Below are 23,162 nucleotides of genomic sequence, written 5' to 3'. Positions count from 1 at the left end.
GGCGGCCGGCTTCGGTCACGCCTACAGCGGGGTGACGTACGCCCCCGAGATGCCGCCGTCCACCAGGAAGTCGGTGGCGTTGACGAAGGAGGAGTCGTCGCTGGCCAGGAAGGCGACGGCGGCGGCGATCTCCTCGGCCTCGGCGAACCGGCCGACGGGGATGTGGACGAGGCGGCGGGCGGCACGCTCGGGGTCCTTGGCGAACAGCTCCTGGAGCAGCGGCGTGTTGACCGGCCCGGGGCAGAGCGCGTTCACGCGGATGCCCTCGCGGGCGAACTGCACGCCCAGTTCCCTGGACATGGCGAGGACTCCGCCCTTGGACGCGGTGTACGAGATCTGGGACGTCGCCGCGCCCATCCTCGCCACGAACGACGCGGTGTTGATGATCGAGCCCTTGCCCTGGCGCCGCATGTAGGGGATGGCGGCCTTGCAGCACAGGTAGACGGAGGTGAGGTTGACCTCCTGGACGCGCTTCCACGCCTCCAGGCCGGTCTCCAGGATGGAGTCGTCGTCGGGCGGGGAGATACCGGCGTTGTTGAAGGCGATGTCGACGCTGCCGTAGGTGTCGTAGGCGGTCTTGAACAGCGCCTCGACCTGTTCGGGGTCGGTGACGTCGACCTTCACGAAGGTGCCGCCGACGTCCTCGGCGGCCGCCTTGCCGCGGGTCTCGTCGACGTCGCCGCAGACGACGTGCGCGCCCTCGGCGGCGAGCCGGCGCGCGGCGGCGAGCCCGATGCCGCTGCCGGCCCCGGTGATGACGGCCGTGCGGCCGACCAGACGGCGGCAGACGATCTCTTCGGTCGCTTCGGTCGCTTGGGTCGCTTCGGTCACTGTGCGGGGCCTTCCGTGCTGATGAAGACGTTCTTGGTCTGGGTGAAAGCGGTGAGCGCGTCGGGGCCGAGCTCCCGGCCGAGGCCGGACTGCTTGAAGCCGCCGAACGGGGTCCAGTAGCGGACGCTGGAGTGGGAGTTGACGGACAGGTTCCCGGCGCGGACGGCCCGGGAGACCCGTAGGGCGCGGCCCAGATCCCGGGTCCACAGGGAGCCCGCGAGGCCGTACGGGGTGTCGTTGGCGAGGCGGATCGCGTCCGCCTCGTCGGTGAAGGGGAGCAGGACGGCCACGGGGCCGAAGATCTCCTCGCAGGCCGCGTCGGAGTCGGGCCGCTCGCCGGTGAGCACGGTCGGCGGGAACCAGAAGCCTGGCCCGTCGGGTGAGGTGCCGCGCAGGGCCTGGGCGTCGTCGGGGACGAAGCTCCGTACCCGGTCCAGCTGCTGATGGGAGATCAGCGGGCCCATCTGGGTCCTCTCGTCGGCGGGGTCGCCGACCACCACGGCGGACAGCGCGTCGGCGAGCAGTTCGGCGACCTCGTCGTAGACCGTCTCCTGGACGAGGATGCGGGTGCGGGCGCAGCAGTCCTGGCCGGAGTTGTCCAGGAAGGAGAAGGGGTCGACGGCGGCCTTCAGGTCGGCGTCGGCGAAGACGATGTTGGGGCTCTTGCCGCCGAGTTCCAGGGTGACCGGCTTGACCTGGCGGGCGCAGCGCCCCATGACCTCGCGGCCGGTGCGGGTGGAGCCGGTGAAGACGATCTTCGCCACGCCGGGGTGGTCGACGAGCGCGCGGCCCGCGATGTGTCCGAAGCCGGGCAGGACCTGGAACAGTCCTTCGGGGAGCCCCGCCTCCAGGGCCAGCTCGGCGAGGCGCAGCGCGGTCAGGGGGGTCGTCTCGGCGGGCTTGAGGACGACCGCGTTGCCGGCGGCGAGCGCCGGGAAGGAGCCCCATGCGGCGATGGGCATCGGGAAGTTCCACGGGGCGATCACACCGACCACGCCGAGGGGTTCCTGGAAGGTGACGTCCCAGCCGCCGGGGACGGGGATCTGCTTGCCGAGGAGGCGTTCGGCGCCTCCGGCGGCGTAGAGCAGGAGGTCGCGGGCGTTGCCGGCCTCCCAGCGGGCGTTGCCGAGGAGGTGGCCGGCCTCGCGGACCTCCAGCCGGGCCAGCTCCTCGACGTGGGCGTCGACGGTGTCGGCGAAGCGGCGCAGCAGCCGGGCTCGGTCGGCGGGTGCGGCGGCCGCCCAGGCAGTCTGGGCGGCGCTCGCGCGGGCGACGGCCCGGTCCACGTCGGCGGCGTCGGCCGCGGGGACGGTGGCGACGACCTCCTCGGTGGCCGGGTTGAGGACCTTCAGCTCGTGAAGGCCGGAGGGCTCGTGCGGGTCGGACAAGGGATGACCTTTCACCTGCGTTGGAAGGAACGGCTCACATGCGTTCGAAGGAGCGGCGCAGCTCCCAGTCGGTGACCGCGGCGTCGAAGGCCGCCAGCTCGACGCGTGCCATGTTGCGGTAGTGCGCGACGACCTCGTCGCCGAAGGCGGCCCTGGCGATGGGGCTGTTCTCCCAGAGCTCGGCGGCCTCCCGCAGGGTGGTCGGGACGTGGGCGTACTCGGCGGTGTAGGCGTTGCCGGGGCAGGGCTCGGGCAGTTCCAGTTTCTGCTCGATGCCGTGGAGGCCGGCCGCGACCAGTCCGGCGACGGCCAGGTGCGGGTTGACGTCGCCGCCGGGCAGCCGGTTCTCGAAGCGTGTCGAGCGGCCGTGGCCGACGACGCGCAGGGCGCAGGTGCGGTTGTCGTGGCCCCAGGCGACGGCGGTCGGGGCGAAGGAGCCCGGCTGGAACCGCTTGTACGAGTTGATGTGGGGCGCGTAGAGGAGCGAGAAGTCGCGCAGGGCGGCCAGCTGCCCGGCGAGGAAGTGGCGCATGACGTCGGACATGCCGCCGGGTCCGTCCCCGGCCATGACGTTGGTGCCGTTCGCGTCGGTGAGCGAGAGGTGGATGTGGCAGGAGTTGCCCTCGCGCTCGTTGTACTTGGCCATGAAGGTCAGCGAGACGCCTTCCTGGGCGGCGATCTCCTTGGCGCCGGTCTTGTAGACGGCGTGCTGGTCGCAGGTGACGAGGGCCTCGTCGTAGCGGAAGGCGATCTCGTGCTGGCCGGGGTTGCACTCGCCCTTGGCGGACTCGACGGTGAGGCCGGCGCCGGCCATGTCGTTGCGCAGGCGGCGCAGCAGGGGCTCGATACGGCCGGTGCCGAGGATGGAGTAGTCGATGTTGTACTGGTTCGCCGGGGTCAGGCCCCGGTAGTTGGCGTCCCACGCCTGCTCGTAGGTGTCCTTGAAGACGATGAACTCCAGCTCGGTGCCGACCTGGGCGGTGTAGCCGAGGTCGGCGAGGCGCTCCAGCTGGCGGCGCAGGATCTGGCGGGGTGCGGCGACCACCGGGGAGCCGTCCTCCCAGGCGAGGTCGGCGATCAGCATCGCGGTGCCGGGGTGCCAGGGCACACGGCGCAGGGTGGACAGGTCGGGGTGCATGGCGAAGTCGCCGTAGCCGCGCTCCCAGGAGGACATCTCATAGCCGTCGACGGTGTTCATGTCGGCGTCGACGGCGAGGAGGTAGTTGCAGCCCTCGGTGCCGTGGTGGAGGACCTCGTCGAGGAAGAAGCGGGCGGCGAACCGCTTGCCCTGGAGCCGCCCTTGCATGTCGGGGAAGGCCAGGACGACAGTGTCGATCTCACCGCCGGCGACGAGGGCGTGCAGCTCCTCGACGCTCAGCGGGGCTGTGCGGTCTGCCACGGGAGAGCCTCCTCAGGCTTCATCGGTCAGCCGGAAGCCATAAGGTATTGCCAGGGACCATTACTTGGGAAGGGGGGTCGGCGACATGTCGCAGGCCGACACGGGGCACGACACCCTCCAGGGTGACGACCGGCTGACGTCGGTGTTGCGCCCGGTGCGGGCCGGCAACGGCTTCGAGGAGGCGCTGGAGCAGATCCTCCAGGTCGTCCGGCTCGGCCTGGTGCCGGGCGGCGGGCGGCTGCCGGCCGAACGCGAACTGGCGGACCGCCTCGGCATCAGCCGGGTGACACTCCGCGAGGTGCTGAAGGTCCTGCAGGACCAGGGGCTGGTGGAGTCCCGGCGCGGGCGCTACGGCGGAACCTTCGTGCTGCCGCGCACCGACACCCCCGGCGAGGAGGAGCTGCGCCGCCGCCTTGCGGACGTCGACGTCGAGGACACCCTGCGCTTCCGGGAGGTGCTGGAGGTGGGCGCGGCCGGGCTGTGCGCGACGCACGGCCTGGACGGGGAGCGGGCGGACCTGCTGCGCGGGGCGCTGGCCCGTACGCATGACGCGCCGCTGACCGAGTACCGCCGCCAGGACACGCTGCTGCACCTCACCCTCGCCGAGCTGTCCGGCTCCCCCACGCTCACCGCGCAGTACGCGGCCGTCCGGGCGACGGTGAACGACCTGCTGGACTGCATCCCGCTGCTCGTACGCAATCTGGAGCACTCCCAGCGCCAGCACACCGCCCTGGTGGAGGCCGTGATCGAGGGCAACGCCGAGCAGGCGCGGGAGATCATGCGTGAGCACTGCGCGGGGACGGCGGCGCTGCTGCGGGGCTTCCTCGGCTGAGCCCGCGGCGGCGCGGATTTACCGACGCTTAACGCAGGGGTATTGCTTTCCCCCGAGGGGCCCCGCAAAGGTATGGCTCCATTCCATTGAGCTCTGTCCGCCGCTGTCCGCCGCCCCGTGGGGAGTCCTGCCCATGTCCCTGGAATCCACCAGTACGCCCGGTACACCCACCGCCGAAGAGGCGGACGACGACTATCTGGCGCGCAGAGCGCTGCGCCGCGGCAGCGCCGGCTGGGTGCTGCTGACCGGTCTCGGCGTGGCCTACGTCGTCTCCGGCGACTTCTCCGGCTGGAACTTCGGCCTGGCCGAGGGCGGCTTCGGCGGCCTCGCCATCGCCATGGTGCTGATGGGCGCCATGTACTGCTGCATGGTCTTCGCCCTCGCCGAGCTGTCCGCGATCCTCCCCACGGCGGGCGGCGGCTACGGCTTCGCGCGCCGGGCGCTCGGCCCGTGGGGCGGCTTCCTGACGGGCACGGCGATCCTCATCGAGTACGTGCTGGCGCCCGCCGCGATCGTCATCTTCATCGGGGACTACGTCGAGTCGCTCGGCCTGTTCGGCCTGGAGTCCGGCTGGCCGATGTACCTGGTCTGCTTCGCGATCTTCCTGGGCATCCATCTGTGGGGCGTGGGCGAGGCGCTGCGCTTCAGCTTCGTGGTGACCGGCATCGCGGTCGTGGCCCTGGTGGTGTTCGCGGCGGCCGCGCTGCCCGACTTCAGCTTCGGCTCCCTGGACGACATCCCGGTGGACACGTCGGCCGCCGGTGCGAGCTCCTGGCTGCCGTTCGGGCTGCTCGGCATCTGGGCGGCGTTCCCGTTCGGCATGTGGTTCTTCCTGGGCGTGGAGGGCGTGCCGCTGGCCGCCGAGGAGACCAGGAACCCGGCCCGTACGCTGCCCAGGGCGATCCGCTGGTCGATGGGCATCCTGGTGGTCCTGGCCGTCGTCACCTTCTTCGCGGCGGCCGGGGCACGCGGCTCGGCGGCGATCCAGGAGGCGGGCAACCCGCTGGTGGAGGCGCTCCAGCCGGACGGCGAGGCCACCGTGCTGAGCCGGATCGTGAACTACGCGGGTCTGGCCGGCCTGGTGGCGTCCTTCTTCTCCCTGATCTACGCGGGCTCACGCCAGCTGTTCGCGCTGTCCCGGGCCGGCTACCTCCCCCGGTTCCTCTCCCTGACCAGCCGCCGCAAGGCCCCGTACCTCGGTCTGCTGGTGCCCGGCACGATCGGCTTCCTGCTGGCGGCGATCACCGGGGACGGGGCACGCATGCTGAACGTCGCCGTCTTCGGGGCGACCATCTCGTACGCCCTGATGTCCCTGTCCCACATCGTGCTGCGCCGCCGGGAGCCGGAGCTGGCGCGGCCCTACCGCACGCCGGGCGGGGTGCTGACGTCCTCGGTCGCGCTGGTGCTGGCCTGCGCGGCGCTGGTGGCGACGTTCCTGGTGGATGTGACGGCGGCGTTCATCGCGCTGCTGGTGTACGTGGTGGCCATCGCCTACTTCGGTCTGTACAGCCGCAAGCGCCTGGTGGCGAAGGCCCCGGAGGAGGAGTTCGCGGCGCTGGCGGCGGCCGAGGCAGAGTTGGCGAGAGACTGAGGCGTCGATGTCAGTGAGGGAGTCGCTGTGGCCAGGCCGCTGATCGGGGTCAGCACCTATCTGGAGTCCGGGGCGCGCTGGGGCGTGTGGGAGCTGGACGCGGCGCTGCTGCCGGTCGGCTATCCGCGGCTCGTGCAGCGGGCGGGCGGGCTGGCGGCGATGCTTCCGCCGGACGCGCCGGAGCACGCGGCGGCGGCCGTGGCCCGGCTGGACGGGCTGGTGATCGCCGGCGGGCCGGACGTGGAGCCGGTGCGCTACGGCGCCGAGCCGCATCCTCGGACCGGGCCGCCGGCACGGCAGCGGGACGCGTGGGAGCTGGCGCTCATCGAGGCGGCGCTGTCGGCGGGGGTGCCGCTGCTGGGCATCTGCCGGGGCATGCAGCTCCTGAACGTCGCGCTCGGTGGCACGCTGGTCCAGCATGTCGAGGGACATGCCGAGCTGCCCGGCGTGTTCGGCCGGCACCCGGTCAAGCCGGTGCCGGGCACGCTCTACGCGGGTGTCGTGCCCGAGGAGACCTCGGTACCGACCTACCACCATCAGGCCGTGGACCGGTTGGGGGCGGGGCTGGTGGTCTCGGCGTATGCGGAGGACGGCACGGCGGAGGCGGTGGAACTCCCTTCGGCGGGGTGGGTGCTGGGCGTGCAGTGGCATCCGGAGATGGGTGAGGATCCGCGAGTGATGCGGGCGCTGGTGCTGGCGGCGACCGGGTGAGGGCTGCTCGCCCCCGCCGCCCCTACCCATTCCCATCCCCCAGGGGCTCCGCCCCTTCGACCCCGCCAGGGGGCTGCCGCCCCCTGAACCCCCGCTTCGGCCCTTAAGGGGCCTCGTCCTCAATCGCCGGACGGGCTGAGCGAAGCGGACCGGCGTTTCGAGCGCCAGTTTTTCCCCAGTGGAAACCGGTGGTGGGTGGGCATAGACCGGGGGGTCCAGGGGGGCGGGAGCCCCCCTGGGTCACGTGCGGGTGAGGGACAGCAGCTCCCGGGCCGGCCCCACCGGGCGGTGGCCCGTCGGCCACACCGCGCGGAGCGCCCGCGCCAGGGAGACACCGTCCAGGGGAACGCGGACCAGCCGCCGCATTCCCAGCTCCTCCCCCACCGCCAGTTCGCTCAGCACCGCCGGCCCCGCCCCGCTCACCGCCGCCGCCTTCACCGCCGTGGTGGAGGACAGCTCGATGAGCGGACGGGCCAGCCCGCCGAGGGCCGTGTCGAGGACCTGGCGGGTGCCGGAGCCCTTCTCCCGCAGGATCAGCGGCGTGGCCCCCAGCTCCTCGGCGGACAGCGGGCGCCGGCGACGGGACCAGGGATGGCCGGGTGCCGCGACGACGATCAGCCGATCATGGGCGATCACCACCGAGTCCAGCCCGGAGGGCACCGTCAGCCCCTCGACGAACCCCAGGTCCGCCTCCCCCGCCAGCAGCCGCTCCGCGACCGCCGCCGAGTTCCCGGCGAGCAGGGAGACGGCCGTGTCGGGCCGCTGGGCGCGCAGGGCCAGCAGCCACCCCGGCAGCAGATACTCCGCGATCGTCATGCTCGCCGCGACCCGGAGCCGCGAGTCCCGCCGGTCCCGCAGCGCCTGCGCCCCCGCGTCGAACGCCTCCGCCGCCTCGACGATCCGCCGCGCCCAGTCGGTCACCAGCGCGCCCGCGTCCGTCAGCCGCGACCCGCGCGGCGAGCGGTCCACGAGCGCCACGCCCAGCTGACGCTCCATCGAACGGATCCGGCTGCTCGCGGCGGGCTGGGTGATGCCCAGCTCCCGCGCGGCCGCCCCCAGGCTGCCCAGCCGGGCCACCGTCAGCAGCAGTTCCAGCGCTCCGAGATCCGGCACCCGGTGCGCCAGCGAACCGCCGGCCGGACGCCCCTCACCTGCTGTCTCCGCACTGCCCATAAGGCAAGTTTATGCCCTCATAGAGTCATACTCCCTGGTCGGGACGGCGCCGGAAAGACACCGTGCAGGCATGGTCAACGCCGTCCGCCACCTGGGCCCCCACTGGTACTCCGCCGTCATGGGCACCGCGATCGTCGCCACGGCGGGCGCCGGCCTCCCTCTCCCCCTCCCGGGACTGCGCACCGCCTGCACCGCGGTCTGGGCCCTGTCCCTCGCCCTCCTGGTGCTCCTGCTCGCCGCCCGCGCCCTGCACTGGACCCACCACCGCGACCAGGCCCGCGCCCATCTCCTCGACCCGGCGACGGCCCCCTTCTACGGCTGCCTGGCGATGGCCCTGCCGGCGGTGGGCGGCGGCGCACTCACCGTCGGGCGGCACTGGACCGGGACCGAGGCGGCGGTGGCTCTCGATGCCGTGCTCTTCGGCGCCGGTACGGCCATCGGGCTGGCGGCCGCTGTCGCGGTGCCGTACCTCATGGCCGTACGCCATCGTGTCGCGCCGGAACAGGCGACGCCCGTCTGGCTGCTGCCCCTCGTCGCGCCGATGGTGTCCGCCGCGCTGGGGCCGGCACTGGTGCCGTACCTGCCGGCGGGGCAGCCCCGCGAGACCCTGCTGCTCGCCTGTCTGGCACTGTTCGGGCTGAGTCTGCTGGCGACCTTCCTGATGCTGCCGCTGGTCTTCGCCCGGCTGGTGACGCGCGGTCCGCTGCCGCTCGCCCTCACCCCGACACTGTTCCTGGTGCTGGGCCCGCTGGGCCAGTCCACCACCGCCGTGGGCAGCTTCGCGGACGTGGCGCCGGGGGTCCTGCCCGCTCCGCACGCGGACGGCCTGCGCGTGTTCGCCGTGCTGTACGGCGTGCCCGTGATGGGCTTCGCGCTGCTGTGGCTGTGCCTGGCCGGCGCGCATGTGCTGCGCGCCCGGCGGCACGGCATGGGCTTCGCGATGACCTGGTGGGCGTTCACCTTCCCGGTCGGCACCTGTGTCACCGGCGCCCAGGCACTGGCCCGCCACACCGGGCTCGCCGCGTACGACGTCCTCGCCGTCGCGTTGTACGGCGCGCTCGTCGCCGCCTGGACCGTGGCCGCCGCAGGCACCCTGCGCGGGCTGGTCAGCGGCGAGCTGCTCGCAGGGCCGCGCCCAGCACCGCCGGCGCCTCGGCCAGCGAGGGGCCGTACCACGTCAGGTGCCGTCCGCTGACCAGCGCGCAGGGCAGCCCCGGGAACGCCTCGGGGCCGTCGTCGGGGGCGAAGCGGTACGGCTCGTCGGGCAGGACCACGACGTCCGGCCGTGCCGCGTTCAGCTCGGCCACCGGGATCCTCGGGTAGCGGTCCGCGTGACCGGCGTACAGCTGCTCCACTCCCAGGCGGGACAGCACATCGCCCGCGAACGTGTCCCGGCCCAGGACCATCCACGGCCGACGCCAGATCGGGACCACGGCCGTCGTGCGGCGCCCGGGGTCAGGCCGCGGCGGATCCGCCCAGACCGCCTCCGCCTCGTCCAGCCAGCGCGGCCGCCGGTCCGCCCCGCACGCCGTCACGACGCGATCCAGCTCCCGGAACGCCTGTGGCACGTCCCGCACCTCGGTGACCAGCACCTCGTAGCCGACCGCGCGCAGGGCGGCCAGGTCGGGGGGACGGTTCTCCTCCTCGTTGGCGATGACCAGATCGGGAGCGAGGGCGGCGATCCGGTCCAGGTCGGGATTCTTGGTGCCGCCCACCCGGGCGACGTCGAGATCCGCCGGGTGGCTGCACCAGTCGGTGACCCCGACGAGCGCGCCGGGGACGGTGGCGGCGACGGCCTCGGTGAGGGACGGGACCAAGGAAACGACGCGCGGCGAACTCACCCCTTGCGACCCCGAACCGCCTCGATGTGCTCGGCCACCGCCACGATCACCAGCCGCGTGTCCGGCCCCGCGGCCCGCCACCGATGCCGCACCCCGCCGGTGAGGTAGAGCGTGTCCCCACGGCCGAGCCGATAGACCCGCCCCTCGGCCTCGATCTCCACAGCACCATCGGCGACGTACATCAACTGGTCGTTGCGGTACCGGAATTCACGCCCCGCGTCATGCTCACCGGTGAACTCCGTCGCGTGCATCTGGTGGTGCCCCCGCACGAGCGACCGGGACTGCGGCTCGGGTCCCGGTTCGAGCACCTCCGCGCGGACGACGTCGACGCTGCACGCCGGGTCGGCGGCGGCGAGGAGTTCGACGGCGGTGGTGCGCAGCGCGTCGGCGACCCGCTCCAGGGAGCTGCGGCTGGGTCGCGCGCGGTCGTTCTCGATCTGGCTCAGGAAGGGGACCGACAGGCCGCTGCGCTCGGCCACGACGGCGAGGGTGAGCTCCAGGGCCCGACGGCGCCGCCGCACGGCCGCGCCCACCCGCAGGGGCTGCTCTTTGTGGTCGCCCATCGCTCCGGCTCCCTCCTTCGCTCGTCGGTCCGTGGTCGGTGCTCGGTGGTCCGTGCCGGGTGGTCGGTGATCAGTGGTCCATGATCGGTCATCCGCGGGCGGCCCGGCTGCGGGCGCCCGTCCTCTGATGAGTTGTCTGCACCCTATGCATGTTCGGCAAACCGTTTCATGTGCCCGTCACATCGACGACACATCGGGCGGCCCCGGAGTGGACAGTTCGCGCCAGTCGATCTTTTCCGTGGAGCCGCCCGGTGCGGGCAGATTCGCACGGTCCCCTCCTTCGGTTCAATGCTCCGGTCCTTCGGTTCAATGCACCGGTCCTTCGGTCACACGCTCCGGTCCTTCGGTTCAATGCTCCGGCGGGCCCCGGTGTTCCGGGCAGGTGCCGGGTGGGCTGCTCCCCGGGCCGGGTGGCGCCGAGTCGGGGTGACGGCGTGGCTCTGCGTGGTTGGCCGGATCCCGCCCGTGGCCGGACACGCCGGATCACGCGACCGGGCGCACGGTCCGGAGGCGGTGCGTGGCGGGTCGGGTTGCGCCGTACCCCGGCGCGCGGGGCACCGAACAGGTGACTGTCGGCGCCGTGCGGCATGATGCCGGACGTGACCGGACGACTGATGCTCCTCGACACCGCCTCGCTCTACTTCCGCGCCTATTTCGGCGTGCCCGACTCCGTGAGGGCACCGGACGGTACTCCGGTGAACGCCGTGCGCGGACTGCTGGAGTTCATCGACCGGCTGGTCCGCGACCACCGGCCGGACGAGCTGGTGGCCTGTATGGACGCCGACTGGCGCCCTGCGTGGCGGGTCGAGCTGATCCCCTCCTACAAGGCCCACCGCGTGGCCGAGGAGCATGAGGTGGGGCCGGACGAGGAGGAGGTGCCGGACACGCTGTCGCCGCAGGTCCCGGTCATCGAGGAGGTCCTCGACGCGCTCGGCATCGCCCGGGTGGGTGTCGCGGGGTACGAGGCCGACGATGTGATCGGCACGTTCACCGCGCGGGCGACGGGTCCGGTCGACATCGTCACCGGTGACCGCGATCTGTACCAGCTGGTGGACGACGCGCGCGGGGTGCGGGTGCTGTACCCGCTCAAGGGTGTGGGCACGCTGCAGCTGACGGACGAGGCGGTGCTGCGCGGGAAGTATGGCGTCGACGGCCGCGGGTACGCGGATCTGGCGTTGCTGCGCGGCGACCCGAGTGACGGTCTGCCGGGTGTGCCGGGCATCGGCGAGAAGACGGCGGCCAAGCTGCTGGCGGAGTTCGGTGACCTGGCCGGGATCAGGGCGGCCGTCGACGATCCGGCGGCGCGGCTCACGCCGTCGCAGCGCAAGCGGCTCACCGAGGCGCGGCCCTACCTGGACGTCGCGCCGAAGGTGGTCCGGGTCGCCGACGACGTGCCGCTGCCCGCGGTGCGCACGGTGCTGCCGCGCACTCCTCGTGACCCGGCGGCGGTGGCGGAGCTGGGGGCCCGGTGGGGGCTCGGCGGTTCGCTGCAGCGGTTGCTGACCACGTTGGCCGCGTGAGGCGGGTTCTGGTGTTTCTCCGAGGGGGGAAGTGCTAACTTAGGTAAGCCTAAGCTCGCAGTCACTGGGAGGCCGTCATGGCAGAACGCCCGGCACGGAAGCCGCGGACAGCGCACTCCGCGCAGGTCGTGCGCACCGAACGGCTCGGCCCGCACATGCAGCGCGTGGTGCTCGGCGGCGAGGGGCTCGCCGGCTTCTCCGCCGACACCTGCAGCGACCACTATGTGAAGCTGCTGTTCCCCGCCGACGGCGTGACCTACCCGGAGCCCTTCGACATGGAGCGCGTCCGCGCCGAGTTCCCCCGGGAGCAGTGGCCCGTGACCCGCACCTACACCGTGCGTTTCTGGGACCGCGAGCACCGCGAGCTGACCCTGGACTTCGTCCTCCATGGCGACGAGGGCCTGGCCGGCCCCTGGGCGCTGCGCGCCCGCCCCGGCGACACCGTCCGCTTCATGGGCCCCGGCGGCGCCTACGCCCCCGACCGGGACGCCGACTGGCATCTGCTGGCCGGCGACGAGAGCGCGCTGCCGGCGATCGCCGCCTCGCTGGAGGCCCTGCCGGCCGGCGCGGTGGCGCACGCCTTCGTGGAGGTCTCCGGCCCGGAGGACGAGCAGAAGATCGACTCCGATGTGGAGGTCGTCTGGCTGCACCGCGGCGACCGGCCGGTCGGCGAGCGGCTCGTCGAGGCCGTGCGGTCGCTGCCCTTCCCCGAGGGCCGGGTGCACGCCTTCGTGCACGGCGAGGCGCACTTCGTGAAGCAGCTGCGCCATCTGCTGCGGGTCGAGCGCCATGTCCCGCGCGAGGACCTGTCCATATCCGGCTACTGGCGGCTCGGCCACAACGAGGACGGGTGGCAGGCGTCGAAGCGGGAGTGGAACGCGCGCATCGAGGCGGAGCAGGAGACCCCCGAGCCGGCGGCCTCCTGACGATGTCCTGACGGCCGCCCCCTCAGTCGCCGCGCACCCGGGCGTGCAGATGCATGTCGTGCCAGCCGTCGGCGTGCAGGACAGCGCTGCGTTTGGTGCCCTCCAGGGCGTAGCCCGCCCTGGAGGCGACGCGGCAGGACGCCTCGTTGACGGTGGCGTGGGTGAGCTCCAGACGGTGGAAGCCGATCTCGTCGAAGGCCCACCGGGTCAGGGCCGCGGTGGCGCGGACCGCGACGCCCCGGCCGCGCGCCGCCGCCACGGTCCAGTACGCGACCTCGGCCACGCCGTCGCCGAGCACGATGTCGCGCAGGGCGACCCGCCCGAGGAGCAGATCGGTGTCCGCGTCGACGACGGCCCACTGCGCGGTGTGCTCCCCCGCCCAGGCCGCCCGCCACTCCTCGATCCAGCCGGCGGTCTCCTCCTCGGAGTCGGCGGCCCGGACGTGCCACCGGTGCAGCAGCGGGTCCTGGAAGGCGGCGTGCACGGCGGCCGCGTCCTCGGCCCGCCAGGGACGCAGGAGCAGCCCGTCACCGGTGGGGAGCAGGGGCTGAGGGCTGCGGGAGAGGATGCCGGCCGGCAGGACCGGGCTGGTGAGACAGGGCATGAGCGGCGTCCTGCCCAATGGGCGACGCACGGGCCCAGCGGTTTTCCGGCGCCGTACGCTTGGTCGCGATGAGACGCCGTACGCCGCCCCCGCCCGCCCCGCTGCCCCAGCGCGACGGAGTCGACCCGGTGCGGGTGCGGCTGCCGGCCGCCGGGTCGTGGACCACGGTGCGGGAGCATCTGGTGGAGCGGCTGTCCGGGGCGGGCGCCGGGGTCGTGGAAGGGATGTTCGCGGCGGGCGAGATCGTCGGGGCGGACGGCCGGCCGGTGGCGCCGGACGCTGCGTACGTACCCGGGCTGTACGTGTGGTTCCACCGCGAACTGCCGACCGAGGTGCCGGTGCCGTTCCCGGTGCGGGTGGTGTACCGGGACGAGCACATCGTGGTCGCCGACAAGCCGCACTTCCTGGCCACCACCCCGCGCGGCAGCCATATCGCCGAGACCGCGCTGGCCAGGCTGCGCCGCGAGCTGGGGATCCCCGCACTGAGCGCCGCCCACCGGCTGGACCGGCTCACGGCCGGGCTGGTGCTGTTCACCGTGCGGCCGGAGGAGCGGGGCGCGTACCAGACACTGTTCCGGGACCGGCGGGTCCGCAAGACCTACGAGGCCGTCGCCCCGTACGATCCCGGGCTCGCCCTGCCCCGCACCGTGCGCAGCCGCATCGTGAAGGAGCGCGGGGTCCTCACCGCCCGGGAGGTGCCGGGCGAGCCGAACGCGGTCAGCCGCGTCGAGCTGGTGGCGCACCGGCCGGACGGACGGGCCCGCTACCGGCTGACCCCGCGGACCGGCCAGACCCACCAGCTGCGGGTCCATATGACCGCCCTGGGCGTCCCCATCCTCGGCGACCCCCTCTATCCGACGGTCGCCGCCCCCGCCCGCCCCGGCGACTTCCGCCGCCCCCTCCAGCTCCTCGCCCGGGAGCTGGAGTTCACGGACCCGGTCACGGGTGTGCCGCACCGGCTGTGCAGCGAGCGGGAGTTGGAGGCGTGGGCGGCGTACGAGGAGTGGGCGGGGCGGTCGTAGCCCGTCCGGTCAGTACCCCCGCCACCACGCCAGGAAGCGTTGCCAGGCGTTCGGGCGGCGGGCCGGATCGCCCTGCTCGGGCTGATGGGCCGCCGGCGCCGGATCCGGCCGTACGTCCAGGGTGGGTGCCCCGGGGAGCTGGGGTTCCTCGTCGGGGAGCCGTCCGTCGCGCGGCGGCGGGACCGGGCTGAGCGGCTCCGAGTGGTGCGTGACCTCCTGCTGCGGCTTGGGTTCGAAGCGCACCGGAAGAGCCACGAGGTGGCGGGAGGCGATGGAGGCCGTCCAGCGCAACTCGTCCTCCCGGCAGGCGAGCTGGGCGTCCGGCAGCCTGGTCAGCAGCGCGTCGACGCCGACGTCGGCGATGGCGCGCCCGATGTCCTGACCGGGGCACTCGTGCGGACCGCCGCCGAAGGCGAGGTGGGAGCGGTTGCCCTGCATGCTGGCGGAGAGGTCGGGCCGGATCCGCGGGTCCACATTGCCCGGCGCGGGTGCGAACAGCAGGCCGTCGCCCTTGCGGATGCGCCGGCCGCCCAGCTCCGTCTCCTGCTTGGCGAAGTAGGCGAAGATCGCGCTGAACGGCGGCTCGTCCCACAGGGACTGCTCGACCGCCTCCGGCACCGTCATCTGGCCGCCGTTGAGCCGGGCGTAGAAGCGCGGGTCGACGATGACCCGCCGCAACACGTTGGCCAGCAGGTTCACCGTGGCCTCGTAGGCGGCGAAGAGGACGAGCCGCAGGTGTTCGCGGACCTCGTCGTCGGTGAGACGGGCCTCATGGGTGATGAGGTGGCTGGTGAAGTCGTCGGCGGGCTGGGCTCGGCGGCGGGCGGTGAGCCGGCTCAGGGCGTCCATGACGTACCCGTGGCTGGCGATGGCGGTCTCGGTGCCCTTGAGCGCGTCCCGGGCGGCATGCACCATTCGGTCGCTGTACTCCTCCGGCATGCCGAGGACCTCGCACATCACGGCCATCGGCAGATGCTCGGAGAACTGGCCGACCAGGTCGGCGCGGCCCTCCCCGCAGAAGCGGTTGACCAGGTCGTGCGTGTGCCGGTAGATGTGCCGGCGCACCGTGCGGTGGTCGATGGTCGCCATGGCGGCCTTGACCGCCCCGCGCAGCCGCTTGTGCTCGTCGCCCTCGGCGTGCGCGCAGATGGGCTGCCAGGCGATGTGCGGCATCAGCGGGTGGTCGGGCTTGACCTGGCCGTCCAGGAGCGGGGTCCAGATGCGGCTGTCCCGGGTGAAGTGCGAGGGTGTCCGGACCATGTGCAGGTTCTCGGCGTGGCCGAGCACCACCCAGATCGGCACGTCGTCGTGGAGCAGCGCGGGGGCCACCGGACCGTGTTCCGCCCGGAGTTTCTCGTACAGCTCGGCCAGGTCCTCCGCGCCGGGGCCGAAGAGCCGGGCCAACCCGCCGGGGCCGCGGTGGTGGGCGGGGCAGCCGGGGGGCGGGTCGAGGGTGAGGTCTTCCGTACCGGTCGTGGAGTGGTGTTCAGACGTCACGGGGGTCGCTTTCAGGGCTGTGGTGGATCCGGGGTCCGGGGTGGGGGTGGGTGAACGGCCGTGCGGGGGTGGGGTGTTCAGGTGAGGCTGCCACGCACGGCGAGCGTGCTCAGGAACCGCATCAGCGTCATGAGCACGTCGCGGCTGGAGGCGCGGCGGCGGGCGTCGCACTCGACGATCGGGATCTCGGGCGACAGGTCGAGGGCCGAGCGCAGCGTGTCGAGCGGATAGCGGGGGCCGTCGGGGAAGGTGTTGACGGCGACCACGAAGGGCACCCCGCGCTCCTCCAGCCGGCCCATGACCTCGAAGCTGACTTCCAGGCGCCGGGTGTCGATGAGGACGACCGCGCCGAGCGCCCCCTCGAACAGGCCGTTCCACAGGAACCAGAAGCGCTCCTGCCCGGGGGTGCCGAACAGATAGAGCACGATCTTGTCCGTGATGCGGATCCGCCCGAAGTCCATGGCCACGGTGGTGGCCGTCTTGGTGTCCGAGCCGTAGTTGTCGTCGACGCCGAGGCCGGCCTGGGTCATGGTCTCCTCGGTGGTCAGCGGCCTGATCTCGCTGACCGAGCCCACCATGGTCGTCTTGCCGACCCCGAAGCCTCCCACGATGACGATCTTCGCCGCGGCCTCGGTGGTGTGCGGCAGATGGTCCTCGGCCCGTGGGCCGGGGAGCGTGTCAGAGCCTTTGAAGTCCATGCATCACCGCTTCGAGAAGGGAACGGTCGGGGAGCTGCTGCCGCACGATGGGCGCGCGCGCCTGGACCAGTCCGGCCGCCAGCATGTCGGTGAGCAGCACGGTCACCACGCTGAACGGCAGTCTGAGATAGGCCGAGACCTCGGCCACGGACAGCGGGGAGGCGCACAACCGCAGCACCGCCGCCTGTTCCGGGGTGGTGGATGACGAGGGCAGCTCGGTGCGCGCCACGATTAAGGTGACGAGATCGACGGGTACGCGCTCCCCTTCACCCGAGATGACGAACAGCCGCTCGGGGTTCTTCCGTTCGCCCTCCCCCTGGGGGGCCTCCTCGGTGGGAGCGGGCGGCGGGGGCGGTGGGGGTGTCTGCCGGACAGGGAATCGCCGTCGGCGTTGCGGAGGCGTCATACGGTCTGCCCGTTGTGACGCGGCGGACTGGTCAAGTGCGAGCCGATCCGCACGACGAGGTCGCGCATCATGGCGCTCATGTGGCCCGGCTCGCAGCGCACATCGGCGAGGACCGCGAGGTAGGCGTTGGCGCCGGCCGCCATGAGGTAGAAGTAGCCGCCGTTCATCTCGATGACGACGAGCTTCATGTCGCCGTCCGTGGTGGGGATCTCCTGGGCGACGGCCTGTGCGAGGCTCTGCAGTCCGGCGCAGGCGGCGGCCACCCGGTCGGCGGCGTCGGCGTCGCCTGCGTAGCGGGCGATGCGCAGTCCGTCGGCCGAGAGCACCACGATCATCTCGATGCCCGGGACTCCGTCGTAGAGCTCCTTGAGCAGCCAGTCGAAGTTGGCGCGCTGCTGGATCACGTGAGGTCCCCCTCGTCGTCGGCCTCGGTGCGGGCCTTGTCCTTGTCTTCGATCAGGTGCAGGTACTTGGTGGGGTTGCGGGTGAAGTCGGTGGGGTCGTCGGCGGGGTTGTCCTTCTTCAGGCCCTCCCAGAACGCCTCGACCCACAGTCCGGGCGCCCGGTCCTCCTTCTCCGCCTCGGACTTGGCCTCGGCGGCCCGCTGCTCCTGACGCTTGGCGGCCACGTCCCACATGTCCTCCTCGCCACGCTTGGCGCGCTCCTGGGCGCGGTACGCCTCCACGTACCGGTCGGCGATGGAGACGGTGGCCTTGCTGCGGCGCTGCGGCAGCCCTTCCTCGGTCCACTCGGTGACCACGGGGACGTCGTCCTCCAGGGACACCCCGGCCGGGATCATCGGGTTGGTGGGCCGGCGCTTCTTGGGCTTGCGCTGGGGGATGTCCGTGTCGGGCGGGAGGGTCTGGGTGGGCAGGGAGCCGGCGCCGATGCCGTGGGCGTAGATGGAGGTCGGGCCGTCGGTGAGCATCTCGGTCGGGACGATCAGTACGGCGCGGACACCGCCGTAGGCGGACTGGCGCAGTGCGATCTGCATGTTGAACGAGGTGCACAGACGGCCCACGACCGCGAGGCCGAGGCGCGGGGTGTCGTTGATGTCCTGCATGTCGACGCCCTGCATGGCGTCCTCCAGCATGCCCTCGGCCTTGTTGCGCATCTCCTCGCTGAGGCTGACGCCGGCGTCCTCGATCTCGATGGCGACACCGGTCTGCACGTCGACGGCGTTGACGTGCACCTTGCTGGCCGGCGGCGAGTAGCGGGTGGCGTTGTCGAGGAGTTCGGCGAGGGCGTGGATGACCGGCTCGACGGAGATGCCGCGGATGTTGACCTTGGCGATGGAGTCCAGGTTGATGCGGCGGTACTCCAGGATGCGGGACATGGCGCCGCGCAGCACGCTGTACAGCGGCACGGGTGCGGGCCACTGGCGGCTGGGCCGCCCGCCGCCGAGCACGCCGATGGAGTCGGCGAGACGGCCGATCAGCGCGGTGCCGTGGTCGATACGCAGGAGGTCGTCGAAGACCTCCGGGTTGCGGCCGTGGTCCTCCTCCATCTCCCGCAGTTCCTTGTTCTGCTGGTGGACGATGGCCTGGATACGGCGGGCCACGCTGACGAAGGCGCGCTGGGAGGAGTCACGCAGGTCCTGCTCGAAGTCGACGATCTTCAGCAGGTTGTAGAGCATCGTCCGCTGGGACTCGTCGAGTTCACGATAGGAGGGATCCTGCCTGGCGTAGTAGCGCATCACGTCGTCGGGTGAAGCCCCGCGGCGCAGCGAGGCGACGGCTCCGGGCAGATAGACGTCGGCGATACGGCGGTTGAGCGCGTCGTGGTGGGCGAAGCGCCCTTCCAGCTCGGCGACGCGCCGTTCCTTCTCGTCGTACAGCCGACGCAGTCGCCGGCCGCGGCGCGTCGCTCCGGTCATCGTGGCCAGCACCAGCGCGGTGGCGACGGCGCCGCAGACACCGACGGCGAGCCGGGTGGCCACCGGCACCAGGGCGGTGGCCGCCCCGGCTGCCGCGGCCAGCAGTATCGCCGGCGGCAACAGCACGCGCGCGTAGGGAAGTTCACGGCGACCGGGTGGGGACTGAACACTCACCATGTGGGCCCTCTGTCGGATTCGGTTCGCATCTTCGTTATCTGGGAATACTCAGGACACTGGATCCATAACGGGGAACAAACGCACGAATTACCTCAACTCGGTGCGCTGCGGGCGAGCTTAGTCCGACCGGATCATCGCTGTGTCATATTCGGCGACCGCCTGAAACCCACCTCGGGACTGCAGTAGGCTCAGTCCCATTTACACGCTGCGACTTCATTCGAACACAGTGAGTAGTGGCGTACGGGCATACGAAAGGGCGCGGGAACCGGCACGACCAGTCCCCGCGCCCCGCACCGGCGAGACGGGCGTCAGCCCACCGACGAGTAGGCGACCACTCCCCGCAGCAACCCCTCAACGGCCTTGCGCGCGGCCTTGGGCACGCTCGACCCCGCGGCGGGAGCCGCCGCCTGGATCTGCCCCAGGACGTCGATGACCTGCTTGCACCACCGCACGAAGTCGCCCGCCGGCATCTCCGCCTCGCGCAGCACCTCGTCCAGGCCCTTGCCGGAGGCCCACATGTAGGCGGCCCAGGCGAAGCCGAGATCGGGTTCGCGCTGGCCGACGCCCTCGGTCTGGTTGATGCGGAACTCCTCCTCCAGGGCGTCCAGTCGGCCCCAGATCCGCACCATCTCCCCCAGCGCGGCCTTCGCCTTGCCGGACGGCAGCTTGGGGGCGAGGGCGTCGTCGCCGACCCGCGCCTCGTACACCAACGCCGAGACACATGCGGCGAGTTCGGCCGGGGCGAGGCCCTCCCAGACGCCGGCGCGCAGGCATTCGCTGGCCAGCAGGTCGAGTTCGCCGTAGAGCCGGGCGAGGCGCTTGCCGTGCTCGGTGACCTCGTCGCCCCGCAGATAGTCCAGCTCGGTCAGCAGGGCGACGATCCGGTCGAAGGTGCGCGCGATGGTGTTCGTCCGCCCCTCGATACGGCGCTCCAGCTGCGAGGTGTCGCGCAGCAGCCGGTGGTAGCGCTCGGCCCAGCGGGCGTGGTCCTCTCGCTCGTCGCACCCGTGGCAGGGGTGGGCCCGCAGGGCGGTGCGCAGCCGGGCGATCTCCCGGTCGTCGGCGGCCTGCGAGCGCCGCTTGCGGTGGCGGTCCGGGGGGATGTGCCCGGCCTTGGTGCGCAGCGCGGAGGCGAGGTCGCGGCGGGACTGCGGCGAGCGCGGGTTGAAGGACTTCGGGATGCGCATCCGGTCCAGCGGCTCCACCGGCACCGGGAAGTCGATCGACGCCAGCCGCTTGACCTGCCGCTCGGCGGTGAGGACGAGCGGGCGCGGCCCGTCGTGGTGCTCGAAGCCGCGGTGGCCGTTGGCCCGGCCGGCGGGCAGACCCGGGTCCAGGACCAGCGCCAGCCCCGCGTACTTGCCCGTCGGCACATGGATCACGTCGCCCGGCTTGAGCCGCTCCAGGGCGACCGCGGCCTCGGCGCGGCGTTGGGCCGCGCCCTGCCGGGCCAGCTCGGTCTCACGGTCCTTCAGCTCACGCCGCAGGCGCGCGTACTCCTCGAAGTCGCCGAGGTGGCAGGTCATGGACTCCTTGTAGCCCGCGAGCCCCTCCTCGTTGCGCTGCACCTGCCGGGAGATCCCGACGACCGAGCGGTCGGCCTGGAACTGCGCGAACGAGGTCTCCAGCAGTTCGCGTGAGCGGTGCCGGCCGAACTGCTCGACCAGGTTGACCGCCATGTTGTACGACGGCTTGAAGCTGGACCGCAGCGGGTACGTGCGCGTGCCCGCGAGGCCGGCCAGCTGGTCGGGGTTCATGCCGCGCTGCCACAGCACGACCGCGTGGCCCTCGACATCGATGCCCCGGCGGCCCGCACGCCCCGTCAGCTGGGTGTACTCGCCCGGGGTGATGTCGGCGTGCTGCTCGCCGTTCCACTTGACGAGCTTCTCCAGGACCACCGAGCGGGCGGGCATGTTGATGCCCAGCGCCAGGGTCTCCGTGGCGAAGACGGCCTTGACCAGACCGCGGACGAACAGCTCCTCGACGACCTCCTTGAACGTCGGGAGCATGCCCGCGTGGTGGGCGGCGATGCCGCGCTCCAGGCCCTCCAGCCACTCGTAGTAGCCGAGGACGTGCAGGTCCTCGCTGGGGATGGCGGCGGTGCGCTCCTCGACGAGGGCGCGGACCTGTTCGCGTGCCACCTCGTCGTTGAGCCGCAGGCCCGCGTACAGGCACTGCTGGACGGCGGCCTCGCAGGCGGCGCGGCTGAAGATGAAGGTGATGGCCGGCAGCAGACCCTCGGCGTCGAGGCGCTCGATGACCTCGGGGCGGCCCGGCGTCCACACCCGGGAGCGCTGCCGGCGCTCCCGCTCGCGGTCGGCCTCGCGCATGGCGCGCCCGCGCCTGCGGTCCTGGTACGACGGGCGGCTCGCCTCCATGCGGGCCAGCCGGGTGAGGTCGGGGTTGACGGCCCTGCGGTGGCCCTCGCCCTCCTCGAACAGGTCGTACATCCGCCGTCCGGCCAGCACATGCTGGAACAGCGGCACCGGGCGGTGCTCGGAGACGATCACCTCGGTGTCGCCGCGCACGGTGTCCAGCCAGTCGCCGAACTCCTCGGCGTTGGACACGGTGGCGGAGAGGGAGACCAGGGTGACCGACTCGGGGAGGTGGATGATGACTTCCTCCCAGACGGCGCCGCGGAAGCGGTCGGAGAGGTAGTGCACCTCGTCCATGACCACATGGCCCAGCCCTATGAGGGTCTGCGACCCGGCGTAGAGCATGTTGCGCAGGACCTCGGTGGTCATCACGACCACCGGGGCGTCGGAGTTGACGCTGTTGTCACCGGTGAGCAGGCCGACCTTGGCCGCGCCGTAGCGGCGGCACAGGTCGGCGTACTTCTGGTTGGACAGCGCCTTGATGGGCGTGGTGTAGAAGCACTTCTTGCCCTGCCGCAGGGCGAGGTGGACGGCGAACTCGCCCACGATCGTCTTGCCCGAGCCGGTGGGTGCGGCCACCAGGACGCCCTTGCCCGCCTCGAGGGCCTGGCACGCCTCGATCTGGAAGGGGTCGAGGCCGAAGTCGTACATCTCGCGGAAGGACGCGAGCGCGGTGGCCTGCTCGACAGCGCGCCTGCGCGCAGCCGCGTACCGCTCGGCCGGTGAGAGGTCCTGTGTCATCGTGCTTTCGAGCGTACCGGGCCATACTGACAACAGGACGATCATTATCCGGATCGGGCTCGCGCAAACCTTGGATCCGCGCAGCTCAGGGGCCTATGACCCGCACCGCCCCGGGCACGCAGCGCGCGGTGAGCGGCAGTGCGCCCAGCGGCTCCCCGTCGGCGTACCCCGTCACGCCCGGCGCCGCGATCTCCACCTCGGCCGCCCGGAACACGGTGACCTTGGAATGCTCGACGTGGGTGCCCCGGTACACGCGCGGGAAGACCCGCAGCAGCGTCCTGCGGGAGCAGTCGCCGACCACGGTGACGTCGAAGAGACCGTCGGCGGGATCGGCGCCGGGGCAGATGCGCATGCCGCCGCCGTACGACGATCCGTTGCCGACCGCGACGAGGGTGGCCTCGATCTCCCGGACCTCGCCGCCGTCCAGCCGGATCCGGTAGGGGAAGGGCCGGAACGCGGCCAGCTCGGCGAGCATCGCCAGGTCGTACTTGGCGCGGCCGGCGGGCCATCTCATGCGGTTGCCGCGGTCGTTGACCCGGGAGTCGAAGCCGGAGGCGAGGACGGTGCCGAACCAGCGGTCGCCGACCCGGCCGAGGTCGATGTCCCGGACGTGGGAGCCCTTGAGACCCTCGGCCATCAGCCGGCCGGCGGTGTCCGGTGCGCCCACCGGCAGGCCGAGGGTGCGGGCGAAGTCGTTGCCGGTGCCGACGGCGACCACGCCGAGCGGGGTGCGGGTGCCGGCGACGGCCTGCAGAGCGAGGTGGACCAGTCCGTCCCCGCCGACGGCGACCAGGGCGCCGGTGCCGTCGGCGACGGCGGCACGCGCGCGTGCGAGGGCGTCGGGGGCGTCCTCGCCGACGACCGTGCGCACCGAATAGCCGGCGTCCCGGAAAGCGGAAGCGGCCGGCTGCGCCGCGTCGGCGCCCCGGCCGCGACCCGCGGTGGGGTTGACGAAGAGAGTGATCTCGCTGGTCACGGGAGTGACCCTAAG

Annotated in this window: 21 protein-coding genes; 7 read left to right on the top strand and 14 right to left on the bottom strand. The window is 72.3% G+C overall.

The window, feature by feature from the left end; all coding sequences use genetic code 11:
- Positions 1–21 precede the first annotated feature (21 nt).
- Genes ACH5AC_RS18350 through ACH5AC_RS18340 form a run of 3 tightly spaced genes read right to left on the bottom strand, consistent with a single transcriptional unit; the run spans position 22 to position 3,618 of the window.
- Positions 22–831 carry a 3-oxoacyl-ACP reductase gene (locus ACH5AC_RS18350; RefSeq protein ID WP_398862913.1) on the bottom strand — a complete coding sequence of 270 codons (810 nt, stop codon included), beginning with the start codon at positions 829–831 and terminating at the stop codon, positions 22–24.
- Positions 828–2,219 carry an aldehyde dehydrogenase family protein gene (locus ACH5AC_RS18345; protein ID WP_398862912.1) on the bottom strand — a complete coding sequence of 464 codons (1,392 nt, stop codon included), beginning with the start codon at positions 2,217–2,219 and terminating at the stop codon, positions 828–830. The genes ACH5AC_RS18350 and ACH5AC_RS18345 overlap by 4 nt, the downstream gene beginning before the upstream one ends.
- 34 nt (positions 2,220–2,253) lie before the next feature.
- Positions 2,254–3,618: a glutamine synthetase family protein gene (locus tag ACH5AC_RS18340; protein WP_398862911.1), complete on the bottom strand. Its 1,365-nt coding sequence runs from the start codon at positions 3,616–3,618 to the stop codon at positions 2,254–2,256.
- Positions 3,619–3,703: 85 nt separating this feature from the next.
- Between ACH5AC_RS18340 and ACH5AC_RS18335 the strand changes: the two genes are divergently transcribed.
- The 3 genes from ACH5AC_RS18335 to ACH5AC_RS18325 all read left to right on the top strand — a co-directional run bounded on the left by ACH5AC_RS18335 (position 3,704) and on the right by ACH5AC_RS18325 (position 6,752).
- Complete coding sequence (locus ACH5AC_RS18335) at positions 3,704–4,450, top strand: FadR/GntR family transcriptional regulator (RefSeq protein WP_398862910.1); 747 nt, start codon at positions 3,704–3,706, stop codon at positions 4,448–4,450.
- A 133-nt stretch (positions 4,451–4,583) separates the two neighbouring features.
- Entirely contained in the window at positions 4,584–6,041 is a 1,458-nt protein-coding gene (gene eat, locus ACH5AC_RS18330; protein WP_398862909.1) for an ethanolamine permease, read from the top strand.
- A 27-nt stretch (positions 6,042–6,068) separates the two neighbouring features.
- Positions 6,069–6,752, top strand: a complete 684-nt coding sequence (locus ACH5AC_RS18325) for a gamma-glutamyl-gamma-aminobutyrate hydrolase family protein (protein ID WP_398862908.1) — start codon at positions 6,069–6,071, stop codon at positions 6,750–6,752.
- 240 nt (positions 6,753–6,992) lie between these two features.
- On the opposite strand, the gene ACH5AC_RS18320 is transcribed toward ACH5AC_RS18325, so the two are convergent.
- Positions 6,993–7,925 (bottom strand): LysR family transcriptional regulator, encoded by a 933-nt coding sequence (locus tag ACH5AC_RS18320; RefSeq protein WP_398862907.1) that lies wholly within the window; start codon positions 7,923–7,925, stop codon positions 6,993–6,995.
- A gap of 70 nt (positions 7,926–7,995) precedes the next feature.
- On the opposite strand from ACH5AC_RS18320, the gene ACH5AC_RS18315 reads away from it, so the two are divergent.
- Complete coding sequence (locus ACH5AC_RS18315; protein ID WP_398862906.1) at positions 7,996–9,120, top strand: TDT family transporter; 1,125 nt, start codon at positions 7,996–7,998, stop codon at positions 9,118–9,120.
- Here the strand turns inward: ACH5AC_RS18315 and ACH5AC_RS18310 are convergent.
- Entirely contained in the window at positions 9,032–9,766 is a 735-nt protein-coding gene (locus ACH5AC_RS18310; protein ID WP_398862905.1) for a helical backbone metal receptor, read from the bottom strand. The two genes, ACH5AC_RS18315 and ACH5AC_RS18310, sit on opposite strands and share 89 nt — an antisense overlap.
- A complete protein-coding gene (locus ACH5AC_RS18305) occupies positions 9,763–10,329 on the bottom strand; it encodes a helix-turn-helix domain-containing protein (protein WP_398862904.1) in 567 nt (188 codons plus the stop codon). The genes ACH5AC_RS18310 and ACH5AC_RS18305 overlap by 4 nt, the downstream gene beginning before the upstream one ends.
- Before the next feature lie 590 nt (positions 10,330–10,919).
- On the opposite strand from ACH5AC_RS18305, the gene ACH5AC_RS18300 reads away from it, so the two are divergent.
- Complete coding sequence (locus ACH5AC_RS18300) at positions 10,920–11,849, top strand: 5'-3' exonuclease H3TH domain-containing protein (RefSeq protein ID WP_398863134.1); 930 nt, start codon at positions 10,920–10,922, stop codon at positions 11,847–11,849.
- Between the two features lie 77 nt (positions 11,850–11,926).
- On the top strand, positions 11,927–12,775 hold the full coding sequence (locus ACH5AC_RS18295) for a siderophore-interacting protein (RefSeq protein WP_398862903.1): 849 nt from the start codon (positions 11,927–11,929) through the stop codon (positions 12,773–12,775).
- A gap of 22 nt (positions 12,776–12,797) precedes the next feature.
- Here ACH5AC_RS18295 and ACH5AC_RS18290 read toward each other — a convergent pair whose 3' ends face one another.
- Positions 12,798–13,379 carry a GNAT family N-acetyltransferase gene (locus ACH5AC_RS18290; RefSeq protein ID WP_398862902.1) on the bottom strand — a complete coding sequence of 194 codons (582 nt, stop codon included), beginning with the start codon at positions 13,377–13,379 and terminating at the stop codon, positions 12,798–12,800.
- Positions 13,380–13,447: 68 nt separating this feature from the next.
- Between ACH5AC_RS18290 and ACH5AC_RS18285 the strand changes: the two genes are divergently transcribed.
- Entirely contained in the window at positions 13,448–14,401 is a 954-nt protein-coding gene (locus tag ACH5AC_RS18285) for an RluA family pseudouridine synthase (protein ID WP_398862901.1), read from the top strand.
- Between the two features lie 9 nt (positions 14,402–14,410).
- Here ACH5AC_RS18285 and ACH5AC_RS18280 read toward each other — a convergent pair whose 3' ends face one another.
- From ACH5AC_RS18280 to ACH5AC_RS18250, 7 genes are all read right to left on the bottom strand, one after another.
- Entirely contained in the window at positions 14,411–15,898 is a 1,488-nt protein-coding gene (locus ACH5AC_RS18280; protein WP_398862900.1) for a cytochrome P450, read from the bottom strand.
- 77 nt (positions 15,899–15,975) lie between these two features.
- Entirely contained in the window at positions 15,976–16,596 is a 621-nt protein-coding gene (locus tag ACH5AC_RS18275) for a GTP-binding protein (protein ID WP_398862899.1), read from the bottom strand.
- Positions 16,577–17,002 (bottom strand): DUF742 domain-containing protein, encoded by a 426-nt coding sequence (locus ACH5AC_RS18270; protein WP_398862898.1) that lies wholly within the window; start codon positions 17,000–17,002, stop codon positions 16,577–16,579. The genes ACH5AC_RS18275 and ACH5AC_RS18270 overlap by 20 nt, the downstream gene beginning before the upstream one ends.
- Positions 16,999–17,406: a roadblock/LC7 domain-containing protein gene (locus ACH5AC_RS18265; RefSeq protein ID WP_398862897.1), complete on the bottom strand. Its 408-nt coding sequence runs from the start codon at positions 17,404–17,406 to the stop codon at positions 16,999–17,001. The genes ACH5AC_RS18270 and ACH5AC_RS18265 overlap by 4 nt, the downstream gene beginning before the upstream one ends.
- Positions 17,403–19,055, bottom strand: coding sequence for an ATP-binding protein (locus tag ACH5AC_RS18260; protein ID WP_398862896.1), 1,653 nt, complete (start codon positions 19,053–19,055; stop codon positions 17,403–17,405). The genes ACH5AC_RS18265 and ACH5AC_RS18260 overlap by 4 nt, the downstream gene beginning before the upstream one ends.
- Positions 19,056–19,363: 308 nt before the next feature.
- Positions 19,364–22,216 (bottom strand): DEAD/DEAH box helicase, encoded by a 2,853-nt coding sequence (locus tag ACH5AC_RS18255; RefSeq protein WP_398862895.1) that lies wholly within the window; start codon positions 22,214–22,216, stop codon positions 19,364–19,366.
- A gap of 40 nt (positions 22,217–22,256) precedes the next feature.
- Complete coding sequence (locus ACH5AC_RS18250; RefSeq protein ID WP_398862894.1) at positions 22,257–23,147, bottom strand: diacylglycerol kinase; 891 nt, start codon at positions 23,145–23,147, stop codon at positions 22,257–22,259.
- Between the last annotated feature and the right edge of the window lie 15 nt (positions 23,148–23,162).

Source organism: Streptomyces sp. NPDC018693 (assembly GCF_044391385.1).
In the GTDB taxonomy this organism is placed as follows: Bacteria; Actinomycetota; Actinomycetes; order Streptomycetales; family Streptomycetaceae; genus Streptomyces.
The sequence above is the reverse complement of the archived record's forward strand: the minus strand, read 5'-3'. Positions and strand labels throughout refer to the sequence as shown.